This window comes from Mucilaginibacter sp. UR6-11 (assembly GCF_020880695.1).
Taxonomy (GTDB): Bacteria; Bacteroidota; Bacteroidia; order Sphingobacteriales; family Sphingobacteriaceae; genus Mucilaginibacter.
Genome location: NZ_JAJIWO010000007.1, coordinates 38,880 through 62,904 on the forward strand (window position 1 = coordinate 38,880; position 24,025 = coordinate 62,904).

The 24,025-nt window shown below is 46.8% G+C and carries 16 protein-coding genes; 12 read left to right on the forward strand and 4 right to left on the reverse strand.

All coding sequences use genetic code 11. The features are described 5' to 3' along the window. Nucleotides 1–63: 63 nt before the first annotated feature. On the reverse strand, nt 64–1,221 hold the full coding sequence (gene cfa / locus LJ658_RS15765; RefSeq protein ID WP_230547495.1) for a cyclopropane fatty acyl phospholipid synthase: 1,158 nt from the start codon (nt 1,219–1,221) through the stop codon (nt 64–66). A 208-nt stretch (nt 1,222–1,429) separates the two neighbouring features. Between cfa and LJ658_RS15770 the strand changes: the two genes are divergently transcribed. From LJ658_RS15770 to LJ658_RS15800, 7 genes are all read left to right on the forward strand, one after another. After that, nucleotides 1,430–2,098 (forward strand): BON domain-containing protein, encoded by a 669-nt coding sequence (locus LJ658_RS15770; RefSeq protein WP_230547496.1) that lies wholly within the window; start codon nt 1,430–1,432, stop codon nt 2,096–2,098. A 54-nt stretch (nt 2,099–2,152) separates the two neighbouring features. Beyond that, nucleotides 2,153–2,662: a hypothetical protein gene (locus LJ658_RS15775; protein WP_230547497.1), complete on the forward strand. Its 510-nt coding sequence runs from the start codon at nt 2,153–2,155 to the stop codon at nt 2,660–2,662. Further along, entirely contained in the window at nt 2,637–3,158 is a 522-nt protein-coding gene (locus tag LJ658_RS15780) for a hypothetical protein (protein ID WP_230547498.1), read from the forward strand. The genes LJ658_RS15775 and LJ658_RS15780 overlap by 26 nt, the downstream gene beginning before the upstream one ends. A gap of 3 nt (nt 3,159–3,161) precedes the next feature. Next, the gene (locus LJ658_RS15785; protein ID WP_230547499.1) at nt 3,162–3,995 is read left to right on the forward strand and encodes a universal stress protein; all 834 of its coding nucleotides are present in this window, start codon (nt 3,162–3,164) and stop codon (nt 3,993–3,995) included. 132 nt (nt 3,996–4,127) lie between these two features. Continuing rightward, nucleotides 4,128–4,313, forward strand: coding sequence for a hypothetical protein (locus tag LJ658_RS15790; protein ID WP_230547500.1), 186 nt, complete (start codon nt 4,128–4,130; stop codon nt 4,311–4,313). Nucleotides 4,314–4,615: 302 nt separating this feature from the next. Beyond that, nucleotides 4,616–4,984, forward strand: coding sequence for a response regulator (locus LJ658_RS15795; protein ID WP_230547501.1), 369 nt, complete (start codon nt 4,616–4,618; stop codon nt 4,982–4,984). 169 nt (nt 4,985–5,153) lie between these two features. Next, nucleotides 5,154–5,963 carry a DUF72 domain-containing protein gene (locus LJ658_RS15800; RefSeq protein ID WP_230547502.1) on the forward strand — a complete coding sequence of 270 codons (810 nt, stop codon included), beginning with the start codon at nt 5,154–5,156 and terminating at the stop codon, nt 5,961–5,963. On the opposite strand, the gene LJ658_RS15805 is transcribed toward LJ658_RS15800, so the two are convergent. The 3 genes from LJ658_RS15805 to LJ658_RS15815 form a co-directional block, all read right to left on the reverse strand. After that, entirely contained in the window at nt 5,960–8,512 is a 2,553-nt protein-coding gene (locus LJ658_RS15805) for a phosphocholine-specific phospholipase C (RefSeq protein WP_230547503.1), read from the reverse strand. The genes LJ658_RS15800 and LJ658_RS15805 overlap by 4 nt on opposite strands. A gap of 148 nt (nt 8,513–8,660) precedes the next feature. Further along, nucleotides 8,661–9,269: an alpha-ketoglutarate-dependent dioxygenase AlkB gene (locus LJ658_RS15810; protein WP_230547504.1), complete on the reverse strand. Its 609-nt coding sequence runs from the start codon at nt 9,267–9,269 to the stop codon at nt 8,661–8,663. Nucleotides 9,270–9,273: 4 nt separating this feature from the next. Then, complete coding sequence (locus tag LJ658_RS15815; RefSeq protein WP_230547505.1) at nt 9,274–9,549, reverse strand: hypothetical protein; 276 nt, start codon at nt 9,547–9,549, stop codon at nt 9,274–9,276. An 83-nt stretch (nt 9,550–9,632) separates the two neighbouring features. Between LJ658_RS15815 and LJ658_RS15820 the strand changes: the two genes are divergently transcribed. The 5 genes from LJ658_RS15820 (at nt 9,633) to LJ658_RS15840 (ending at nt 23,680) form a co-directional block, all read left to right on the forward strand. Further along, nucleotides 9,633–10,367 (forward strand): ImuA family protein, encoded by a 735-nt coding sequence (locus LJ658_RS15820; RefSeq protein WP_230547506.1) that lies wholly within the window; start codon nt 9,633–9,635, stop codon nt 10,365–10,367. Between the two features lie 10 nt (nt 10,368–10,377). Beyond that, on the forward strand, nt 10,378–11,883 hold the full coding sequence (locus LJ658_RS15825; protein WP_230547507.1) for a DNA polymerase Y family protein: 1,506 nt from the start codon (nt 10,378–10,380) through the stop codon (nt 11,881–11,883). A 6-nt stretch (nt 11,884–11,889) separates the two neighbouring features. Beyond that, nucleotides 11,890–15,084 (forward strand): error-prone DNA polymerase, encoded by a 3,195-nt coding sequence (locus tag LJ658_RS15830; RefSeq protein WP_230547508.1) that lies wholly within the window; start codon nt 11,890–11,892, stop codon nt 15,082–15,084. 309 nt (nt 15,085–15,393) lie between these two features. After that, nucleotides 15,394–20,934 carry a carboxypeptidase-like regulatory domain-containing protein gene (locus tag LJ658_RS15835; protein ID WP_230547509.1) on the forward strand — a complete coding sequence of 1,847 codons (5,541 nt, stop codon included), beginning with the start codon at nt 15,394–15,396 and terminating at the stop codon, nt 20,932–20,934. Continuing rightward, on the forward strand, nt 20,921–23,680 hold the full coding sequence (locus LJ658_RS15840) for a TonB-dependent receptor (protein WP_230547510.1): 2,760 nt from the start codon (nt 20,921–20,923) through the stop codon (nt 23,678–23,680). The genes LJ658_RS15835 and LJ658_RS15840 overlap by 14 nt, the downstream gene beginning before the upstream one ends. Nucleotides 23,681–24,025: the final 345 nt, after the last annotated feature.

Below are 24,025 nucleotides of genomic sequence, written 5' to 3' on the forward strand. Positions count from 1 at the left end.
TTATCAGCCTGTACCAAAACCCGGAATTTAGTACCGGGCACTCCCTTCGCCCCGATATGCTGCCTACCTTACCGGTGTATAAATTCTGTGATTCCCCGGTTTTGAAAAAACCATCTGCCAGAGTTTGTTCTTTTTTGCCCGGAAAGACGCCGCGCTGCAGCACAGGTAATAATCCCACATGCGATAAAAGGTCTCGCTATAAGCAGCTTTGAGCGCCGGCCATGCCGCGTTAAAGCGCCGGCGCCATTCCATCAGGGTCAGGTCGTAATCAGTTCCAAAGTTATGCCAGTCCTCCATCACCCATAAACCTTCCGCAGCGGCTGCGATCTGCCGGAGCGAAGGCATCATACCATTAGGAAAAATGTACCGGTTGATCCAGGGATCGGTGCGGTTGACGGAGGTGTCCGAGCCAATGCAATGCAGGAGGAAAAGGCCGTCCGCTTTTAAGGCCTGATGCACCACCTGCATATACCGGCGATAATTTTTATACCCGACATGTTCCATCATACCCACAGAAACTACGCGGTCAAACTGCCCTGTCAGGTTGCGGTAATCCTGCAGGCAGATCGTCACGGGTAAATGCGCATGGCGTTCGCGTGCCAGCCTGGCCTGTTCTTCAGATAAGGTAATCCCCACAACTTCAACCCCGTACTTTTCTGCCGCATAGCCGGCCAGGCCTCCCCAGCCGCAGCCAATATCCAGCAGCCGTTGCCCCCTTTCCAAATGCAGCTTTCGGCAAATCAGATCCAGCTTTTTTTCCTGAGCCTCTTCCAGCGTCCGCGCGCCCTGCCAGTAAGCACACGAGTAAATCATCCGCTCGTCAAGCATCATCGCAAAAAGATCGTTACCCAGATCATAATGCCGGGGAACGTCACGACGAACCTGTTTAAGGGACTGACCATTAAACAACCGGCCCGCCAGCCGGTATAACATTATCTTTAAACTGCGGCCCACCCGGGTTTCAAGGTCAGCGCTTAGTAGTTTGTATAAAGTTGTATCAGGCGACGGCGAATCCCAGAACCCTGCCATATAAGATTCGCCCAGGCCAAGCGAGCCGTCCCTGAGCACGCTGGAATAAAAACGATGGTCGTTAACCCGGATATCCCAGGGTTCTGTCCCGTTCAGGCGGATGTCGGCTTTGGCCAATAGTTCGCCAATGAATTGCTGTTCATACCCGGGCCTTGGCGAATCCGGCATTAAAGAAAAAGAATAGGTGTCCATGTTGTTTCATTTAAGATGTCCGCTACAGTAAAATAACTTAACAGCCACGCAAGGGTAGAATGATCAAGGTCATAAGCCCGGCTGATCAAACCGGTTGCTCCGGTGATGGGGATCATATTGGGCGCTGACCGGGATCATGGCACATGACATGGCTTTTCAGGTCCTTTGGGGTATTAAATCTACATTCTTTTATTTAATCATTAAAATTATGAAAACAGACAGTCAAATTCAAAAAGACGTGATGGATGAACTGAAATGGCAGCCATTTTTAAATTCATCTGAAATCGGCGTGGCCGTAAAGAACGGTATCGTCACTCTTTCGGGTATGGTAGATTCTTTTTCTAAAAAACTATCGGCTGAGCGTGCCGCGAAAAATGTGGCCGGCGTTAAAGCGATTGCCGAAGATATCCAGATAGGAGTGTCGCCAGTTTATCGTAAAACAGATGCAGAGATTGCCGAAGCGGTACTAAACGCACTTAAATGGCATTCAGCCGTACCTGAAGAAAAAGTCAAAATAAAAGTTGAGAATGGTATCGTAACCATGGAAGGCGAAGTGGAATGGGAATATCAGCGCGTAAGCGCCCGTACAGCGGTCCAAAATCTAACCGGTGTGCGCTCGGTAGCCAACCTGATCACCGTGAAACCAAAAATTTCTCCTATTGAGCTGGAACAAAAAATTAGCGCGGCTTTTCAACGCAGCGCCAGCATTGATGCAGGCAAAGTTAATGTAACCGTTAGCGGCAGTACAGTAACCCTTACCGGTAAAGTAAGATCATTTGCAGAAAGCGAAGATGCCGAAGATGCCGCCTGGGCAGCTCCCGGCGTGTACCATGTTCTTAACAGACTCGAGATCGAAGAACCTGAACTTGTTTATTAACCGCTGGCGCTGTCTTAAAGGGCAGCGCTTGCTATAACTGATAAAACTAAAATCATGAAAAAATTGATATTAATACCCGTTTTCAGTTTGGCATTGCTGGGCTATGCACTGCCATCGCTGGCGCAGATTACCCTGCCCGAAGTGAACGTTGTAGCCACCACTTATAAGTATCTTAATGCAGTAGACAACAAAGAACTACCCCAGCCGGTTAGAATGCTGGAACGCCTGGCTGCCACCTACGATGTTAAAAAAGCCGACTTCTATGAGGATGTTTTCGATACCTACTTTGTATCCTTCTACATCCCTGATGGTACGATACTGGCCACTTATGATAAGGATGGGAAACTTTTACGCACTGCCGAAAATTTCAAAAACACCAAACTGCCCCGGGCGATCAGAGAAGCAGTTGAAAAAAGGTTCCCGCAATGGTCCATCTCTAAAGACGCTTACCTGGTGAACTATTTTAATGATAACGGCGCCAAAAAGAAATACAAGCTGGTCCTGGAAAACGGAGATAAGCGAATCAGGGTCACTACCAATGAACTGGGAGAATTTGACAGGTAATATGGATTCACAACACTCCCCGCTGCTATTGGTTGCCTATGGGTTTTCAAATTTCGTGGGGCTGCTAATCCTTTGGGCCGCTTTCCGGAGACCCGGAGTGGCCAGGCTGGCGCTGGTACTGCTTTTTGGCTGGGCGGCCTGGACAAATTATCATACCTGCCATAAAAACCCAGAAATGTACCTGGGCTACAGCCGGTATGCTGTCTGGTACGGCGCCTTCATCAGGGGTTGGTTCGGCCGGCACATTACCCCGATGGTAAGCACCATCGCGGTGGCCCAGGGGCTCATAGCTTTGGGTTTGTTGTATCGGGGGATTTGGGTAAAAGCTGCTTGTACCGGGGTTATTATCTTCCTGCTGGCTATTGCCCCTTTGGGGTTTGGGGCCGCTTTCCCGTTCCCGCTGATCGTGGCCTTCGCCGCCTGGAAGATCATGCCTAAAGCCGGCGCGCCACTATGGTCGGGGCAGGCTTATCAATTGTTAACGCGTAAAAAATGAGTCATGAGAAAAATATTATTAGCGATCGATGCCACAAAGCTAGATCAGAAAAGCCTTGAATTCGGCTGCTATTTAGCGCAGCTGACCGGGTCGGCACTGACCGGTGTCTTCCTGAAAAACACTCCGGCAGAAGAACCCCCCGGTGTGAAGTTTGCCTATGGTAATGTTTATGTCGAAACCATAGATACCCGCGAGCTACCCGAAACCCGTTTCCGCGAACAGGCCTGCGAAGAAAATATCCGTTCGTTTGAAAGTATCTGCGAAGGGCGCGTGGCTTACAACATCCGGCGGGATGACGACCGGCCGCTGGAAGCACTGATTACCGAAAGCCGCTTTGCGGATATGCTGGTGATCGCTCCTTCCGCTTTTTCAACTTCACCGCTTGAGCAGCCTTCCGCATTCGTCCGGGAAATACTGGCCCGTGCCGAATGCCCGGTAATTATTTCGCCCTATTATTTTGATGAGATTAAAACGCTGTACCTGGCGTATGACGGCCAGCAGTCTTCCGTCTTCGCTATCAAACAATTCACTTATCTTTTTCCTGAACTCAGGGACAAAAAGATCACTGTCCTGCAGGCCAATGAAAACGCTGATTTTAAAGCAGAGGATAAGGAAAAAATATACGAGTATCTTAAAGCCTATTACCCCGAAATCGCATTCCATGACCTGGCCGGCAAACCAGATAACGAACTGTTTGATCTCCTTTTACGGGAAAAAGATGCTTTTGTTGTTATGGGCGCTTATGGTCGCAGCCGGCTGTCTAACTTTTTCAGGCATAGCACGGCCGAGTCGCTCCTCAAGGTTAACGGCCTGCCTTTATTTATAACCCATCATTAGCCATGATCAGAAAGTACAGAAATACTGATCTTAGTTTGTGGATCACAATCGGACTGGTCACCATCCTGGTATTATTGATGGTGCTGGCCAGTCTGAAGGTTTACCGGTAGGGATAAAAGTCCAGCAACCATCATGAAAGATAAACTGAAAAAAATGAACAATCCACAGTCAGCCATTTACGGAATGGCTTTTATAGGCGCCCTTATTTATTACCTTCAGCATGCCCATACGTTTGGCGAAGGATTGTTGGGTTTTGCGAAAGCCCTGGTATGGCCCGCTATACTTATTTATAAACTACTGGAGTTTTTAAACAAGTGAACAGACAGCAATACCAGCCTCACCCGGCTGTTTATTACCTCTAATTAAAATTTATTAAATATTATGCAAAACATGCAAAAATATGAAAATATTTTTTTTAATTTTGATAGTAACAGCCTGATGATGAGCTAACAACCTTAGAATTCCGAACTTTTGGCGGCTTTTACGCTGTATTTCAGTATGCCGTCACCGGGATCACAGCTATTAAATAGTTCGGGCCGTGGTTGACCGGCAAATTGCTGTGTCGAAAACATATTTGCCGTTCCGGAATTGATTTTTTTTATCTACCACAAACCTGAGCCATGAAAAAAATTCTGTTGATCGAAGACAATGAAGATATCCGGGAAAATACCTGTGAATTGCTTGAACTGGAAGGTTACCAGGTGATTACCGCCGATGATGGCGAGATAGGCGTGACCCGGGCAAAAGAAGTAATAGCCGATTTGATCCTTTGCGATGTGCTGATGCCAGGCACCAACGGCTATGAGGTTTTCGAAGCCCTGCGGTCAGACCCGCGAACCGCTGATACACCGTTTGTTTTCCTGACCGCTAATGCCGAGCGGACCGAAATGAAAAAGGGCCTGGACCTTGGCGCGAATGCTTATATTCGAAAACCTTTTGAGCCGGAAGAACTCTTCGCGGTTATTGCGCAATGCCTCCCATCTGAATAATCCGTCGCAGCTTCGGGCAGACGTCACATCAGTTCCAACACTCCCAAGACGGCTTGATTGTACCAATGCTTCCAATTAATCTATAACCTAATGAATGCTTACTGGCCGGATAAGGAACGCAAAACGACGACCATGCAAAGGCGGCCGTAATTAAAGGCATGATTTATGTATGTCATCCGTGGTTTATAATATCAACCTGATGGAAGTAATACGTACTTGTAATTTAGCGGATGAAGGAGTAATAATGACTATCCCGCCCATTTATACAGGCACGAGCGGTTTGCTGGTGCCTATTCCAAAACGCGACTTCCCGCCCGAATTTGCCGGCCATAGCCGGTTGGCTTATTACGCTAAGCTGTTTAACAGTTTAGAAATTAACAGCTCATTTTACAAACTGCCATTACCTAAAACCGTAGGCAAATGGGCGGCAGATGTACCTGAAAATTTCAAATTCACCTTTAAACTTTGGAAGGGCATTACCCATAATAAACAACTTGATTTTAACCCCGATGATGTAACTAAGTTTATGCGTACCATTAATGAAGCCGATGACAGGAAAGGCAGTTTATTGGTCCAGTTTCCGCCAAGTTTGACTATTAGCGCCATGCCGCGCCTGGTGAGTTTATTGGCTACAATAGGTACCGATTGGCCATTGGCTGTTGAGTTTAGGCACCGGTCATGGTATAATGATGAGGTTTATAAAATACTGGAAGAGTTTAATGCCGCGCTGGTTATACAGGATATGCCCGCATCAACCACACCAATGATAAGCACTGCCGATGATTTGATGTATATCCGTTTTCACGGACCCGGCGGCCGCTATAAAGACAGCTACAGCGACCAGTTTTTAGCCGAATATGCAACTTATATCCATGAATGGCAGGCCGAGGGCAAAACTGTATATGTTTACTTTAATAACACTGCCGGCGATGCTTTGAATAACCTGTTTACCTTACAGCAATATTTAAACAATAACTAAATTATCCTGCCCATAAACGGATCTGTATGGCCGGCTTTGCCGGTTTCTACCCTGCCTGCAAATCTTTTTTCGAAGCCATTGGCCCCTTCCGCCCTTAAGGTAAAATCATACCAGCCCAGGCTTTTTGACAGATCAATTATAAAGGCCGAGGGTGTTCCTGCCAGTACATTTTTTGTATGCGGGCCTGTTTTATAGACATTGTCTGTCAGGGTTATTTGATGTGCCTTTTTACTTAAGTTTTTTATATTTAACACAATATTACCGGTCAATAATTTTTTGTTTAGGCGGTTGCGTTGATACGTTAATTCTGTTTCAATGTCCGGGTCGGTTTGGTTACCCTTAAACTCGCGGTAAAAGCCATTTGGTCCATATAACCGTAAATGATAATTACCACCCTCAAACGCATCAACCGGCCATGCATCCGTTAGGCTATCGCCCGGTTTTATGGCGTAGTTCCAGTTCCGTAATGGCTCAAATTGGTCACCGTTTAAGGCTTTATGATTGCCCGGAGCGTAAACTATAAATGGTGATCCGGCGGCGGCCTTACCAAACAGTTCATCGGCCGATCTTAGGTTCAGCTCAAACGCAGTTTTATCCGCATTCAATTTACCATCGGCATAAAGCTGATACGGCAATGCGCATGACGGTTTAATACCGCTTTCCTGCTTTGGCAGCAAGGGTGATTGATGTGGATGTTGATTAATTTGAGCCACTTCATCTTTAGTTAATAACTTAAAGTTTGCAGGCACACGCTTAAACTTCGCCTTGTGGATGCCCTCCAAAAAGCTATCCTTAGCAATAAATTGGGGCAGGCCGGAGGCTTTTGCCTCATAGGGTCTGAAAACCGAGGTCAGGTCGCTGCAAACCGTACGCCGCCAATCTGATATATTAGGTTCTGTTATTTTTTTACCGGTTTTGTGCGACAGGAATTTTTCTAAGAACTGCAGAGTTGAGGTATGATCGCAAACCTCAGAGTTTACCCAGCCGCCCTTGGTCCATGGCGATGCCACGATCATGGGTACTCTGAAGCCTAAGCCAATGGCACATTCCCGGTCATATTTTGCAGGGAAATCATGGCGCGCCAGTTCCTGGTCAAGCGTAACATATTCTGTCCGGGTATCTATCCCCCGCGATACTTTGCCGGTACCCTCTTTATGCGGGTGTGGCGCTGTATAGGGCGGCACGTGGTCAAAGTAACCGTCATTCTCATCATAGGTTACAATAAAAATAGTCTTTTTCCATACCTCCGGATCCTGGGTCAAAATATCCAGCACTTCAGACACATACCAGGCCCCATACCACGGTGCTGATGGGTGATCAGAAAAATTCTCGGGTGCCGAAAGCCATGATACCGTAGGCAACTTACCTGTTTTCACATCTTCCCTAAACTGGTGCAGCACATCGCCTTTAGGCACCTGCATCGTGCGTTTTACACCGTTGTCATCATAGGTAAGTTCGGTAAGTTTACCATGATCGGAGTCGCCGTAGTTAACATCAAACGCTTTTTTATGAATGCTTTGCTCGCGGGCGGTCAAATCATCAAATGTGCGGCTTTCAATTTTATCCAGCCTGGCTTTAATACCTTTTTGTTCCTCCTGCTTTTGCTCTAATTTTTTCTTCAGGCCAAGGCCGCTTTCTGTGGACGGTAGCGCGGCTATTTGTTTTTGCAGATCAGTGATATCGTTATTTAAAACGGGCAGCATCTTTTTTAAATGTTCAACATGTTTTGGATGCAGATGGATATTGTATTGCGAGAAAAACTCCAGCGGGTTATCCTGGTAATTAGATAACCAGGCATCCTCCTCGCCGGTAAAGCCAACATCAATGCTCATTTCATTCTGGTAGCATTTCCAGGCTATATCATGATCTTCCAGCCGCTCGGGGAAAGTAGCCCAGTTCAGGGTACCATAATCCATATCCTCATTCCATACATTCGCTCTTGAGGCTTCATTCTGCTCTTCGCGGATGGTGCCCGTCCAAAAGTAAAGTCTGTTGGGGTTGGTACCTGTTAATGATGAGCAAAAGTGCTGATCGCATATCGTAAAGGCATCAGCCAGCGCATAATAAAACGGTATATCATCGCGGTTATGATAGCCCAGGGTAAGCGGCATATTTTTATAATCTTTATCGCCCGAGTGTTTTTCGTCAAGCCATTTATCATGCCTGCCATCATTACGGGCATTTACCTGGTTGGCCCATGAGTGCGGTAGCGAGTGCATCCAGGTGGCTTTGGTGTTTTTTATGTCTAAATGAAAAGGTGCATAAGTTTCGCCCTTAGCATTGGTTTGCAGCCACACCGGGTTTTTATCGGCCAGTTGTATGGCACGCGGGTCATTATAACCACGTACGCCACGCAGGGTACCAAAAGCATGATCAAATGAGCGGTTTTCCTGCATCAAAATAACCACATGCTCGGCATCAAGGTAAGTACTGCCCTCGGCCGCGTTAATGGTCATCGCCTTTGCTATTGATGCCGGCAAGGTGCCGGCTAGGCTGGTGGCACCGGTTAACAATGCCGCCTTTTTTATAAAATCTCTTCTGCTATCCATTGATGTTAAAGCTAATGCATTTCTTTTAAACGCCATAAACAAAGCGCCCAATATCATTAGTAATTATAAATAGAAGTTAAAAATTTCAAAGTGATTTGATGTTATCTTTAAGTTAAGATTTGCAGCGTTTGATGGTATCCTATTAAAATTAAAGCACCACCCTAAACGTAAGATTCATCCTTGCCTGCATCGGTTTAATTGATTTGGCAACACGGTGTTCCCAGTGCTCCTGTAAACCGGCTTTCATCAATAAGAAAGAACCATGCTCTAATCTCACCGAATATTTTTCAAGATGATTTTTTTTGTTTCTGATATCAAAACTTCGTACCTGCCCAAAACTTATAGAAGCAATAACAGGATTTTTTCCAAGCACATCCTCCCTATCGCTGTGCCAGGCTACAGAATCATTACCATCGCGGTAATAGTTAAGTAAAACGCTGTTAAATTTTATCCCGGCCACCGGCTCAATTCTTTCCTTAATCATTAATAGTTCCGGCGTCCAAAAATTTGGCCTGGTCTGTGTTAATGAAGCATAATCATAAACGTCAGTATCCCCGTACCAGGCAGTTAAACGCGGCGTAATAACATCCTTATCATATAGCCTTTGTATCCGTTGTTCCCATGGTATGTCCTTAATAAATTTATCAAGCAATGCATTACCTTCCTCTTCACCAATAAAGCCGGGTTCGTAGGTTAACAGTTCTTTTGGTAATCCCCTGCTCTGCCCCGCTTCAGCAAAAAAACTTAATTGTTCCATCCTTTTAAAAAGTCTCTGCGTAGTTAATAATGAATTTAGCCAGCTGCTCTTGTTCGGTAATGGTCAATGTATCGCCGTCATAGATCCAGTAGCCTTGCATATCAAATAATATACGCCCCAGGTAATCCGGATTTTCGTCATAAGCGGTATACAGTTCATAGCTTATCACCTGCTCATAATCTTTACTATCGCGCGTTATACGTACAACTTCGTCAGGCTTGTTTTTGCGCCTTATCCATGCTTTAGCCTCGTTAGTCAAATCCATGTTGTTACTCATCATACTACAAATGTGAAAAATTTTTTATTAATTTTTATATAAATTGCTAAAAATATTAGCATAACTTTACAGCGTTAATTACAGCCATGCAGCATGCTAAAAAGGATATTATCAGTCAATTGCAAAAGAATATTTTGCTATGGCAGGGCTTTGCCCCGCCTGTGGCAGATAAAGCCAAAGGCATAGGCCTTGGCCCTATTGAGGAGGCTTTCCCAAACGGGATCTTCCCAACCGGTGCCATCCATGAAATGCTTTGCCCAACGCCCGAGCAAGCTGCCGCCACCGGCGGGTTAATGGCAGGCTTAATTGCCGCCTTAATGAAGCCCGGCGGCGCTTGTTTATGGATCAGCACATCGCGCAAGCTTTTTCCGCCGGCACTGATGGGTTTTGATGTAAGCCCTGACCGGGTGATATTTATTGATGTACAGCGCGATAAAGATGTGCTTTGGGCCATGGAAGAGGCCTTAAAATGCGAGGGCCTGGCAGCCGTCATAGCCGAGACGCGGGAAATCAGTTTCGCGCAGTCGCGCAGGCTGCAACTGGCGGTTGAAAACAGTAAGGTAACCGGTTTTTTGCTGCGTAATGACCCGCGTAAATTGGGCACCACAACCTGTGTGGCCCGCTGGCAAATTACCCCGCTGCCCAGTGAACCAGAACCGGGCTTGCCGGGCGTAGGTTGGCCGCGCTGGCGGGTTGAGTTGTTAAGGGTACGTAACGGTAACCCCGGCAGCTGGAAACTTGAATGGGCCGACGGCCGTTTTGAGCCGGTTACAGAAGTGAATGAAGAATTAAATGTACAAGAAAGGCGAATAGCCGGTTAAATGAGCTATAATGAACAGGCGCTTTGTTTCTTTATGGTTCCGTCATTTGACGACGGACTGGCTGACCCTCCGCCGGCCGGAGCTGAAAGACGTGCCCTTTGTTTTGGTTACCCCGGCCCGCGGGCGCGTTATTATTACTGCCGCTAACGCACTGGCCGAAGCCCAGGGCATAACCGCTGGCATGGCCGCTGCTGATGCTAAGGCCGTAATCCCTGACCTGCAGGTGATTGATGATATACCCGATCAGGCTGCCAGACTGCTTAAAGCATTGGGCGAATGGTGTATCCGGTACTCCCCGCTTATAGCTGTTGATCTGCCTGACGGCCTGCTACTAGAGGTTACCGGCTGCACGCATTTATGGGGTACAGAAAAAGATTATTTAAAAGAGATAATTACCCGCCTGATCAGCAAAGGCTATGATGTGCGCGGCGCCATGGCCGATACCATTGGGGCCGCCTGGGCCAATGCGCACTATGGCCGTGTAAAACCTATTATTGCCCCCGGGCAGCAAACTAATGTTTTGCTAAACCTACCCCCTGCTGCCCTGCGGCTGGATGCCATTATACTCGATCGCCTGCAAAAGCTGGGCTTTTATACCATAAAAAGTTTTGTTGGCCTGGGCCGGTCAGTTTTGCGGCGGCGCTTTGGGTCCGACTTTTTATTAAGGCTTGACCAGGCTTTAGGTACAGAGAATGAACCACTGCAACTGCTGCGCCCTGCCGAACCTTATACCGAGCGCCTGCCTTGTTTAGAAGCTATCCGCACCGCTACAGGTATTGAGATAGCTATAAAAACGCTGCTTGAAAAACTTTGCCACCGCTTACAGGGCGAAGGCAAAGGCATCCGCACCGCTGTTTTAAAGGGTTACCGGGTAGATGGGCAGGTTATACAAGCCGGCATTGGCACCAACCGGGCAACGCACCAGGTTAACCATCTATTTAAATTATTTGAGCTAAAGATCTCATCAATTGAGCCTGCAATGGGTATTGAGCTTTTTACCCTGGAAGCCCCCAAGGTTGAAGATGCAGAACCGGAGCAGGAAATACTATGGTCTGCAGAAAGTTGCGGGCTGGAAAACAACAGCCTGGCCGAATTACTTGACCGCCTGGCTAATAAGGTAGGTGCAAACAACATTCACCGTTACCTGCCGCAGGAACGTTACTGGCCCGAGCAATCAATCAAACCGGCGCCATCGCTTAAAGATAAACCCGCCACTGTTTGGCGCACAGACAAGCCCCGCCCATCATTGCTGCTAGCCCGGCCCGAGCGTATTGAAGTTACCGCGCCACTGCCCGATAACCCACCCATGCTGTTTATCTATAAAGGCGAGCGCCATATTATTAAGCGTGCCGACGATGCCGAACGTATTGAACGCGAATGGTGGCTGGATGAGGGCCCGCACCGTGATTATTATGTGGTGGAGGATGAGCAGGGCCGGCGGTATTGGCTGTTCAGGTCAGGGCATTACCTGGCCGAAGAGCGGCCGCAATGGTATTTACATGGTTTTTTTGCATAGTTGGCTATGAAATACGCGGAGTTACAGGTTACCAGTAATTTTACCTTCATGCGGGGCGGGTCGCACCCTGATGAGTTGGTTGAACGCGCCGCCGAATTGGGCTATACCAAAATTGCCATAACCGATCGAAACAGCGTAGCGGGTGTGGTACGTGCGCATCAGGCAGCCAAAGTGATTAAAACCATTGGTATTATCCCCGCCTGCCGGCTTGATTTGACAGACGGCCCCAGCCTGCTGGCCTATCCTACCGATATTGCTGCCTGGGGGCGGCTTTGCGCACTGCTAACCAGGGGCAACCTGCGCACCGAAAAGGGCAAATGTATCATTTACAAGCAGGATGTATTTGAGCATAAAGAGGGCATCTTATTTATCGTCATCCCGCCGCCGGTGCTAGATAAACGCTTTGATTTTGATGACACGTTTAAAGCTGATCTGCAACAATACCGGGCAGCGTTTGGCACAAGCCTTTATATTGCAGCAACCCGCTCCTACAGCGGCGATGATGCCAAACGCTTTTATCGATTATCGCAATCAGGGGTTCCAATGGTGGCAACCAATGATGTGCATTATCATAATGCTGCCCGCCGCGAATTACAGGACGTACAAACCTGCGTACGCGAAAAATGCACCATCACCACCGCCGGTTTCAGGCTGCACGCCAATGCCGAACGCTATTTAAAGCCGGTTGATGAACTGGAACGTTTGTTTCGCCAGTACCCGGATGCCATTGCCCGCACGCAGGAAATCGCCGCGGCCTGCCGGTTCTCCCTGGATACTTTAAAATATTTAGAACCCGAATGGAAAAGCCCCGATGGCCGCACTGCTGACGAACATTTGGCCGAATTGACCTGGACCGGTGCCGGGAAAATGTTTCATGGCAAAATGGAGGAAAAAACGCGTACGCAAATAGCGTTTGAGCTGGCCTTTTTTAAACGACGTAAACTGGCACCGTATTTTCTGCGGATCTATGAATACACCAACAAGGCCGAAGAGCTGGGCATACTGCACCAGGGACGCGGCTCGGCGGCTAACTGTACTGTTTGTTTCTGTTTGGGGATAACCCCCGTTAATCCTGAGAAATCACGCTTGCTTTTTTCGCGCTTCATGTCAGACGCGCGCGACGAATGGCCTGATGTGGATGTTGATTTTGAACACGAGCGACGCGAAGAGATCATCCAATGGATCTATGAAACCTACGGCCGCGAACATGCCGCCATTGTTGCCACCGTAACGCAGGAACGGCATAAAGGAGCCATAAGGGATGTAGGCAAAGCCATGGGGCTATCAGAAGATACCATTAAGCGGCTGGCCGGCGCTATCTGGGATTTCTCGGACGAGGCATTTGACCGTGAGCGTATTATCGCCCAGGGATTAAATCCCGATGATAAACAGCTGCATAAAATATTACAGTTGACCGAAGAGCTGATGGGTTTCCCCCGGCAACTGGGGCAGCATACAGGCGGGTTTGTTATTACCCAGTGCAAGCTTTCAGATCTATGCCCGGTAATGAATGCCCGCATGGAAAACCGCACCCAGCTGGAATGGAACAAAGACGACCTGGAAGCGCTGGGCATTTTAAAGGTTGATGTGTTAGCCTTAGGCATGCTTACCTGTATCCGCAAAGGATTTGACCTGATCAAACGACATTACGGAGAAACTTATACGCTTGCAAATGTTCCGGAAGATGACCCGGCTGTTTATGATATGATCTGCGAGGCAGATACGCTGGGCGTTTTCCAGATCGAAAGCCGCGCGCAGATGTCCATGCTGCCGCGGTTAAAACCCCGCAAGTTTTATGACCTCGTCATCGAGGTAGCCATTGTGCGCCCCGGCCCCATCCAGGGGGATATGGTGCATCCCTACCTGCGGCGGCGTGATGAAATAGACCCCATAGATTATCCGACACCAGAACTTGAAGAAGTATTAAAGCGGACACTGGGTGTGCCGCTGTTTCAGGAGCAGGCTATGGAAATAGCCATGGTTGCAGCAGACTTTACCGCTGCCGAAGCCGACCAGCTGCGGCGCAGCATGGCCACCTTTAAAGCAAAAGGATTAGTAAGTCAGTTTCAAAAAAAACTGGTTGACGGGATGACAAAAAAGGGATATACTGAAGATTTTGCCCGGCGGATATTTAAACAGCTGGAAGGTTTTGGCAGCTATGGGTTCCCAGAAAGCCATGCTACCAGCTTTGCCCATTTGGTATATATCTCGTCATGGCTTAAATGCCATTACCCGGATGTTTTTGCGGCTGCTTTATTAAACAGCCAGCCCATGGGTTTTTACCAGCCCGCGCAAATAGTTATCGATGCCGAAAGGCATGGCGTAATTATGCGCCCGGTGGATATCAACTACTCCATGTGGGATAATACACTGGAAGAAAAAGACGGTAAATATTGCACCCTACGCCTGGGCTTCAGGCAGGTAAAAGGTTTAAATAAAGATGACATGGAAGCTTTAATTGCCGGCCGCGGCACGGGCTATACCAGTATGAACCAATTAAGCGATGCCGGGGTGCCGCAAGCTGCTATTGAAAGGCTGACCGATGCCGACGCCTTCAGATCAATAGGCTTTGATCGCCGCGAGGCGTTATGGGAAGTACCCGCGCTTAAAGATAAACCTGTCGGCCTGTTTGCCGGGCAACCCTCAGAAAGTGCTGCCGAAACCCAGATAAGTTTACCCTTTATAACCCGGGCCGAGCATGTGCTGCAGGATTATGCTGCCACAGGCCTGTCGCTTAAGGCCCATCCCGTTAGCTTTGTGCGCCAACAGCTAAATATGCTCCAGGTAACTACCAATGCCAGCCTGCCAGCGCTTAAAGATGGCGATTGGGTAAAAGTATCGGGCCTGGTTACCGTGCGGCAACGGCCGGGTACCGCCAAGGGCGTTATATTTATTACGATTGAGGACGAAACCGGTTTTTCAAATCTGGTGGTTTGGGAAAAAGTTTTTGAAACCCACCGCAAAGAAATACTGCAGGCCCGCCTGTTAATGGCCGAAGGTAAAGTGCAGATTGAAGGCAAAGTGATCCATATCGTAGTAAAGCGCTGCTTTAATTTATCAAAACTATTGGGCACACTCACCGCTGCACAAATTGATGACAGACCGGTGCTTACCCTGCCCGGCAGCAACGGGACTACCCCATCCGCCAGCCAAAAACAGACTAAAAAGGAGGTATTTCATAAAGGCCGTAATTTTAAGTAAGTTCCTGTTACCAGCTAAAAAGCAATTTGTTACACAATTCCCTGCAATACCTAAGGCGCTACACAGTTCGTATCATATCCATAAATATTTACTAAAAAATACTTTTAAGTCATTTTTTCAGGATAATTAGCGCCCGGCTATTGCATTCAATGTAATATTTTCTTTACATTAGTTCAACCAAGTAAACATCATATCCCCCAGGCTATGAAACCAGTTTTTTTACAGGTATATATCTGTTTTAAATAAACCAGGCTAACAATACCCCGCTTAGAGTTGCCCTTTGTTTTTAACCTAACCTGATACCTGAATATGAAAACAATTATCACTTTTCCTGTCAAACTGGGCCTGCTCTGCTCGCTCCTGTTTCTGCTAGCTTTCATCCCGCGTGGTGATGACCCGGTTGATAAACTGGTAACTATCCTGCAAAAATGGACAGACAGCATCCCGCAGGAAAAGGTTTATTTACAAATGGATAAGCCCTACTATGCCCTGGGCGATACAATCTGGTTTAAAGGTTATATAACCATTGGCAGCCGGCACCAGCTTTCGGCGCTAAGCGGCTCCTTATATGTAGATCTGATCACTGACAAAGATTCTGTCGCCCGATCCTTAAAACTCCCGATAACATCAGGCATGGTTATGGGCGATTTTATTTTGGGCGATGACTTTAAAGAGGGCAGCTACCGCATACGGGCCTACACCCAATGGATGCGCAACGCCGGTGAAGATTATTTTTTTGACCATACTTTTACCGTGGGCGACCTGGTAAGCCACAATATCATTACCAAAGCTGATTATCAATATAAAGACATTGATCAAAAACCCGTTTTAACCGCGATGCTTAATTATAGCACTGATGACGGCGCGCCGCTTGCCGGCAGGGATGTGCATTACCAGATCATCGTTAATAAAAAGGTGGTATGGTCCAAATCGGTTAAAACAGATGCGCAGGGCAATATCCCGGTATCAATCCTGAATGATAAGCATGTTGATTTAAGAGGATCCTACATTCATACCACGCTTGATGGGCCAGACAAATACACCATTGTACGTGATTTCCCTATCAAAGCCGGTTTAGCACAAACCGACGTTCAGTTTTTTCCTGAAAGCGGCAACCTGGTAAACGGCATTTTATCGCGTGTTGCCTTTAAAGCTGTGGGGGTTGACGGATCGGGGATCGCCATAAAAGGAAAAATAACTGATAATGAAAATAATGAAGTTGGTACCATTGAAACCTTGCATGCCGGCATGGGCAGTTTTTTATTGCGGCCTGTCTCAGGTAAAACCTATACAGCAAAAATCAGCTTTGCTGATGGTACCGTTAAAACCGTAGCCCTGCCTGTTGCTGTTAATGAGGGTTATGTACTGGGTGTTTATCAACCCAATAAAGATAGTTTGCTGGCAAGGATTTATGCATCAAAAACTGCACAAAACACATCGGTAAATTTGATAGCGCACACCAATGGCGAAACCATTTTTGCCTCACCGGTAAAAATTGCGGGCGCGGTTACTTCTATCTGGCTGGAAAAAAAATTGTTCCCTACCGGGATAGCGCAGTTTACCATCTTTAACAATACCGGCGAACCTTTGAATGAACGGATAGCTTTTGTCCGCGGGAATGACCAGATGCAACTGGATTTAAAAACAGCCAAAAACACCTACAACAGTAAAGAACATGTACAGGTAAGTATGGCCGCCACCAACAGCAACGGCAAACCAACCTTTGGCAATTTTAGCGTAACGGTAATTGACGAAAGTAAAGTACCGGTTGATGAAAGCGATGAAAGCACCATTTTTTCTAATCTGCTGCTTACGTCTGACCTGAAGGGCTACGTTGAAAAACCCAATTACTATTTTACCAGGGAAACCGCCGAGGTAAATAAAGCTTTGGATAACCTGATGCTTACGCAGGGTTACCGGCGGTTTACCTGGAAAGAATTAAACAATACGGTAAATACCAGGCCGCTGTTCGCGGCAGAAGGATTGGGTGTGGCCATAACGGGTAAGGTAACAACACTGGGTAATAAAATATTACCAAACGCCAAAGTGACGCTGGTGTCTGTCAGCGCCGGTGTGATGAAAGGCACTACTACCGATGCCAACGGCCGCTTTAAGTTTGACGGTATATTTATGACCGACAGCATCAAGTTTGCGGTACAGGCACGGTCGGCTAAAAATAGTGACAAGGTGATGATCGTGCTGGATACTTTACCAAAACTGCGGCTCAATAAAAACCCAAATTTGGGCGATGTGAGCACCAACATTACCGGCACACTAAAAACCTATATCGAAAGCGTAAAAAAAGAGGACGATATTTATGAAAAAAGCGGCCAGCTGGATAAGGTGCACCGCCTGCGTGAAGTAAGGATAAGGGCCCGAAAGCCAGAGCCACCGCCTTATAAGCAGCAGGGCATGTATCGCATTCCTGAGGGCCATGCCGACCAAACCTATGTAATTGAGCATCCCGAAAACTGCGCGGCGTTAGGTATTTGCTTACAGGGCATGTTACGCCATGTGGTTTTTGAAATGGTTAATGGCCAATGGGTTCCAAAAGGATGCCTTGTTATTCTGGACGGCCGTGTGCTTAAAGATTGGGAAATTGGTGATCTTTTTACCAATAATTCGCCCGAACCAGAAGCCATCGCCAAGATAGACGTGGTATTTGCGTCCAATCCGCTGGCGATGACCTTTAGCGGTCCGGGAGCTCCAAAAGGTGGACCGGCAATCTTAATTTACACCAAAAAAGATTACATCAGAAAAAGCTACAACCCCAGCATGGCCAACGTATCGCCTAAGGGCTTTAACCGGGTACGCGAGTTTTATTCGCCGCGTTATGACCGGCCGGGCAGCGCCGCTAAACTGCCCGATCTGCGCACCACGGTTTACTGGAATCCTTATTTAAAAACAGATATATCGGGCAAAACCACTTTTAATTTCTTCAATGCTGATGGCCCGGGAACCTATAAAGTTATTGTGGAAGGCATTAACGCCGACGGCGAACTGGGCAGGCAGGTATACAGGTATACGGTTGATGCCGACCAGGCCAAAGCATCGTCATATACCCCGCCGCCCGCTGATAAAAGCATGGCGCTGATAACTGCCCCGCTGGATAGTTTTAACAGGAAACTACCCATTGAAAAAGTGTACCTCCATACCGACAAACCCTATTATAATATCGGCGATACCCTTTGGTTTAAAAGCTATGTGGTAGATCACAACAATCAGCCGTCAAAAATCAGCGGCCTGCTGTATGTTGAACTGGCCAATGACACCTCCGAGGCGGTAAAGCGCATAAGCATCACTGTTAAAGACGGCGTAGGTTCAGGACAGATCCCGTTAACAAAAACCATCTTCCGCGAAGGCGGCTATACGTTAAGGGCCTACACTAACTGGATGCAAAACTTTGGTCAGGATTATATTTTTAACCAGCGCTTTTACCTTGGGCAAACCACTGCTGATTCGTGGCTGGTTAAATCATCAGCCGGTATAGACCAGGTGGCCGGTAAGGATCAGTTACAGGTGGAGCTAAAGCTGAATAAAGCTGACAAATCAGGCTCGCCGGTGGCGCTCAAAAAGTTGCAGGTTAAAATTTATGATGAATGGCACTACCTGTTTAAAGAAGAGCTGCAAACGGATATCGACGGATCGCTAAAATTCGGCACTGCTTTAAAAGACAAAATGGATGGCCGGCGAATACGGGCCGAGATCATCAGCCTTGAAAAGGGAGATAACCATAAAATGCTGCAGATCCCGCTAAAAATTAACCGCGGGCAAAATATCGACCTGCAATTTTTACCCGAAGGTGGTAAATTAGTCGCCGGCTTAAAATCGGTAATCGGTTTTAAGGCTATCGCCGAAAACGGAAGCAGCACTGCCGTTACGGGTGCGGTATATGATAGTAAGGGCAATGAGGTGGTATCCTTTGCCACCATGCACAACGGCATGGGGTCATTTGAGTTTACCCCAGGGGCGGGCGAAGTTTACACTGCGCGTACAAGCCAGCCCGCCGTTAAAAATTTTGAATTTCCTAAAATAAGCCCGTCAGGTACGGTAATCCACATCAATAATTCAGAGCAGGGTGATGATTTAAAGATCACACTGGCCGGCATCAGTTCATTGGGGACGGACAGCGCCTGCTACCTGGTAGGTACAGCAAGAGGCATTGCTTACTATTCAGAAAAAATAACAGACCAAACCAGTCTGACGATTTCTAAAAACCTTTTTCCGTCGGGCATAGCCAGGTTTACCTTATTTAAAGGCCTGCGGCCGCTTAATGAGCGGGCCGTATTTATTGACCACCGAGACGGCCTTAACATTAAAGTAACGCCAAATAAAATGGTATATGTTAGCCGTGACAGCGTTGGTTTAGAAATTGAAGTAAAAGACAAAAGCGGCATCCCGGTACAGGGCAATTTCTCATTGGCTGTTACAGACGACTCACAGGTTAAGCCGGACAGCGCAGACAATAACGGCATAACCGCAAGCCTGCTTATTAATTCTGAATTAACCGGCCATATCGAGTCGCCGGGGTACTATATTAACCGGAAAGATAAACAAGCCTGGCAGGCGCTGGATAACCTGATGCTTACCCAGGGCTGGACCGGCTATGACTGGGGGGATATATTTATCAACCAGAAAGAGGTTAAGTTTAAGCCGGAAAAAGAACTGGTGATTACCGGCAAGGTAACCAATGCGCTTAACAAGCCGGTTACTGATGCAAGGGTATTGATATCGTCGCAAAAGCCGGCGTTTTTTGCAATGGCCAGCGTAGACGACAAAGGCTCCTATGTATTTAAAAACCTGCCGCAAACAGACTCAGGATCTTTCTTTTTACAGGCTAATAATGCCAGGGGAAAGAAAATAACATTTGGCACTATTACCGTCGACCGTTTTTCGGCGTTGCCCATCCCCTCAAATTATAAAGACCCTATACTGCCGTGGTATGTAAATACAGACAGTGCACAGATCAATTATATGAAACGGGCTATAGAAAAAACCAATGATGCAAACCTAAAACTAAGCGGCAGGGTTTTAAAAGAAGTAAAGATCAACGGCAAAAAAATTATCAGGGGCACCATGAACCCGTTTGGACCGGGGCAGGCCGATGAGATTTACGATGAGCAGGATATCAAAGAATCGGCAACAACCAACTTGTACGAACTGCTGCAGCAAAAGCTGCCCGGTTTTAAGGTACTTGGCGCCAGGCTCACAACTTTTCGGGGGATGGACCTTACAGTGCCTATAGTGGCATTTAACGGTAAAAACATCCGGTTGAACATAGATGGCGGACCGGTAAATGTTGATGTTGACGTACCAACAAGTGGCAGGGATGTGACTTCTGAGAAGGTTATGGTACTCTCCACCCTCCCGGGCAGGAAACGTGACGAACCCTCGCCTTATAACGACGCCGTCATAGCTGAGTTGAGAAACATTAAGCTACAGGGCTTAATTGGGCTTGAAATTAGCTATAGCCGTAAATACATTGACCGTATATGCCACTCTTGCGACGACTTGGCTATCGTACAAATAACTACCGGCCAGGGTATGGGCTGGTACCGCAGGAAACCGGTGGGAGTTGTCAGCTACCGGCCCTTACCTGTGCTATATCCGCAGCAATTTTACAGCCCTAAATATAATGTTGCTCCATCATCGGTAATTGAACCTGATTACCGGTCTACACTTTATTGGGAGCCTAACATTAATACCGATCAAAATGGCAAAGCGAAAGTGTATTTTTACACTTCAGACATCAAAAGTAAATATACCATTAAGATAGCCGGCATTGATGCAAATGGCGGCATTGGCGACGGAAGCTTAAAAATTAACCAGCCGGGTAATGAAATTAAATAATAAATGGGCCATAGGGCCCGCTCTATTTTGTTTGTTTTTGATCCTTTTGGCTTTTGTGCCAAAAACAGATGACCCTTTGGATAAACTAGTTGCATCGCTGCAGCGGTGGTCCGACACCAATCCACAGGAAAAAATATACCTGCATACCGATAAGCCCTATTATTTAGTGGGTGATACAATATGGTTCAAAGCTTATATTACAACCGGCAGCAAGCACCAGCTATCGGCCATAAGCGGGGCAGTATATGTAGAGTTACTGAATGAAGGCGACTCGGTTACTAAAGTGCTGAAACTGCCGGTAACAACCGGCATGGCTGTAGGTGATTTTGTTTTGGATGATGATGTTATACATGAAGGCAACTACCGCATACGGGCCTATACTCAATGGATGCGCAATGCCGGCCCCGATTATTTTTACGACCGTACCTTTACCATTGGCAACTCCATCGCCAACACTGTATTTGCCAAAATAGATTATGTATATACCCAACAAGGCGATAAAACAAAGGTTAAGGCCATATTAAAATATACCGACACCAAGGGCCAGCCCTACGCTGCCAGGCAGGTGAGCTATCTTTTTAAGAAAGGCTACGAGGTTATTACATCAGGCGGGGGCAAAACAAATGAACTTGGCGAACTAAGTATTAACCTGCCCAACACCAAACCCGGCCAGCTAAGCAGCAATTCTTACCTGGCCACAAAAATAAACTTAACCGGCGACGAAACTGTTGCTAAAAACTTCCCGGTTAAAATAGCATCATTACAAACCGATTTCCAGTTTTTTCCCGAAAGCGGTAACCTGGTTAACGGGGTAAAAAGCAAGGTGGCCTTTAAAGCAACCGCCACCAACGGCCTGGGGGCCGCTATAAACGGTGTGGTAACAGATAATAACAACAACGAAGTTGCCCGGCTGGAGCTGAAACATTTGGGGATGGGCTATTTTTACCTGCTCCCTGAGGCCGGTAAAACTTACCGCGCAAAGATCAATTACCCCGACGGTTCGGTAAATACCGTGAACCTGCCTGCCGCCTCTGACGACGGTTATGTAATGTCCGTCTTTCATTCGGCCAATAACGATTCTGTTTTAGTGAAGATTGATGCCGGCGCGGGGGCATTAAAATCAGGTCAAAACATAAGCCTGATAGGCCAATCAAACGGCAAGGTTTATTTTGCCGCTAATGTGCCGGTGGGCAAATCATCAACCCTGCTTTATTTCCCGGTACATGAAGTCCCTTCGGGCATATTGCAGTTTACCCTGTTCTCCGCCGCAGGCGATCCTTTAAATGAAAGAATAACATTTATTCAGAATAATGATAACATTGACCTTAGAATAACCAGCCTTAAACCAACCTATGGCCGCAGGGAAAAGGTAGAACTGAATATTAATGCTATCGCCGGGAATAAACCAGTTGGCGGCAACTTCTCTATATCGGTAATCAGCGAAACAGCGGTACCATCTGACGAAGCGAACGAAAATACCATTTTTTCACAGCTGCTGTTAAGCTCGGACATCAAAGGTTATATAGAAAAACCGAACTACTATTTCTATAATCCTGATAATGAAACGCGTGCAAACCTTGACGTGCTGATGCTTACTCAGGGCTATAGAAGATTTGCGTGGAAAAACATTTTAACAGGCGTTACAGCCGTAGCAACGTATAAGGCCGAAAAACTTGTGAACAGTATATCAGGCAGGTTAACCGGCTATAACCATAAACCCGTAGCCGGCGGCAAAGTAATATTGATTAATAACAAGTTGAATTTTGTGCGCGACACCGTTACTGACAGCGAAGGCAGATTTAAGTTTAGCAACCTGCTGATAACTGACGGAATTGACTTTACCATACAGGGGACCACCAGCAAAAACGGCAAAAAGGTAAACACAGAAATTGACGAGGTTAAACCGGCCGCCATTACCGCCAATAACAACATAGGTGATATCAATGCCGACATCCCCCAACTGGTTAAAGCATCTGTAGACAATGAAATTAAACAGGACCAGGAACTTACCAGGCAGGGATTGCAAAGCCGTGTACAACAACTAAAAGAGGTACGGATAAGGGCAGCAAAAGCCCGGTATGGCTCGGGCAATATCAGCGAGAGCCAAGCTGACGAGGTTTACCGGCCGGATAGCCGCGAGCCCTGCGCCACTTTAAAAGAATGTATTGAAGAAATGTATCACAGCCGGGTTAGGTTTATCCAGGTAATGGATAAATATGAAGGCATGGCATGGGTGCCAACTTATTATCCACATGGCACCTACGCCGTATTAATTGACAGTATGCTTGTTGAACCATCGCAATATCAAACCTTATTATTGGATAAGCCAACCAATATTGCCAAGATTTACATATCGCACGAAAGCGCGGCAATAAGCGCCAAGTTATTAGGAGGGTACCTTGCCCTGTTCCCTAAAGGGCCGCCGCCGCCGGTTATAGCTATCTTTACAAAGAATCATGCTTTCCGCAGAACGGACGATCCGTCAATTGTTTATTACGCGCCTAAAGGTTATGATTTTACCAAAGAGTTTTATACACCTAAATATGACAACCCTCAAAACGGCCCCGTGACAGCCGACCTGCGCAGCACTGTTTACTGGAACCCCCGGATACTTACCAGGGCATACGGGCAAACAAAGGTTAGCTATTTTAACGGCGACCAAACCGGCACCTACCGGGTAACGGTTGAGGGCATTGACGCTAACGGATTACTGGCCCGTAAGGTTTACCGGTATACCGTACAATAATTAAACTATGCAGCAAAATTTAATACATTCATCATTAATACGTTAATTTTTTTGCTTAAAAGTTATTGATATTTTAGTCAATAACCTACAAAATTCCTTTATACTAATCAAAAAAGGAGCTTATCAAAAAATTCCACATAGCCTGAGGCTATATTTATCCTAATAAATTATATAAATCAATTTTTATTCATAATTGTTTCTTAGAACGATTTATAATTTCTCCAATACGTCTTTTTATAACGATTTAGTTTATAATTGAGGTTTTATACTTTGTTTCCGCCGGATTACCCTGTGATACGGGCACCATTTAACATCCAGCTAAATACTTGTATTTCAGGCAATAAA

Excerpts from the sequence above, each read along its gene's own strand:
- cfa (WP_230547495.1), bottom strand. The coding sequence starts at position 1,221 with ATGGACACCTATTCTTTTTCTTTAATGCCGGATTCGCCAAGGCCCGGG.
- LJ658_RS15770 (WP_230547496.1), top strand. The coding sequence starts at position 1,430 with ATGAAAACAGACAGTCAAATTCAAAAAGACGTGATGGATGAACTGAAA.
- LJ658_RS15775 (WP_230547497.1), top strand. The coding sequence starts at position 2,153 with ATGAAAAAATTGATATTAATACCCGTTTTCAGTTTGGCATTGCTGGGC.
- LJ658_RS15780 (WP_230547498.1), top strand. The coding sequence starts at position 2,637 with ATGAACTGGGAGAATTTGACAGGTAATATGGATTCACAACACTCCCCG.
- LJ658_RS15785 (WP_230547499.1), top strand. The coding sequence starts at position 3,162 with ATGAGAAAAATATTATTAGCGATCGATGCCACAAAGCTAGATCAGAAA.
- LJ658_RS15790 (WP_230547500.1), top strand. The coding sequence starts at position 4,128 with ATGAAAGATAAACTGAAAAAAATGAACAATCCACAGTCAGCCATTTAC.
- LJ658_RS15795 (WP_230547501.1), top strand. The coding sequence starts at position 4,616 with ATGAAAAAAATTCTGTTGATCGAAGACAATGAAGATATCCGGGAAAAT.
- LJ658_RS15800 (WP_230547502.1), top strand. The coding sequence starts at position 5,154 with ATGTCATCCGTGGTTTATAATATCAACCTGATGGAAGTAATACGTACT.
- LJ658_RS15805 (WP_230547503.1), bottom strand. The coding sequence starts at position 8,512 with ATGGATAGCAGAAGAGATTTTATAAAAAAGGCGGCATTGTTAACCGGT.
- LJ658_RS15810 (WP_230547504.1), bottom strand. The coding sequence starts at position 9,269 with ATGGAACAATTAAGTTTTTTTGCTGAAGCGGGGCAGAGCAGGGGATTA.
- LJ658_RS15815 (WP_230547505.1), bottom strand. The coding sequence starts at position 9,549 with ATGATGAGTAACAACATGGATTTGACTAACGAGGCTAAAGCATGGATA.
- LJ658_RS15820 (WP_230547506.1), top strand. The coding sequence starts at position 9,633 with ATGCAGCATGCTAAAAAGGATATTATCAGTCAATTGCAAAAGAATATT.
- LJ658_RS15825 (WP_230547507.1), top strand. The coding sequence starts at position 10,378 with ATGAACAGGCGCTTTGTTTCTTTATGGTTCCGTCATTTGACGACGGAC.
- LJ658_RS15830 (WP_230547508.1), top strand. The coding sequence starts at position 11,890 with ATGAAATACGCGGAGTTACAGGTTACCAGTAATTTTACCTTCATGCGG.
- LJ658_RS15835 (WP_230547509.1), top strand. The coding sequence starts at position 15,394 with ATGAAAACAATTATCACTTTTCCTGTCAAACTGGGCCTGCTCTGCTCG.
- LJ658_RS15840 (WP_230547510.1), top strand. The coding sequence starts at position 20,921 with ATGAAATTAAATAATAAATGGGCCATAGGGCCCGCTCTATTTTGTTTG.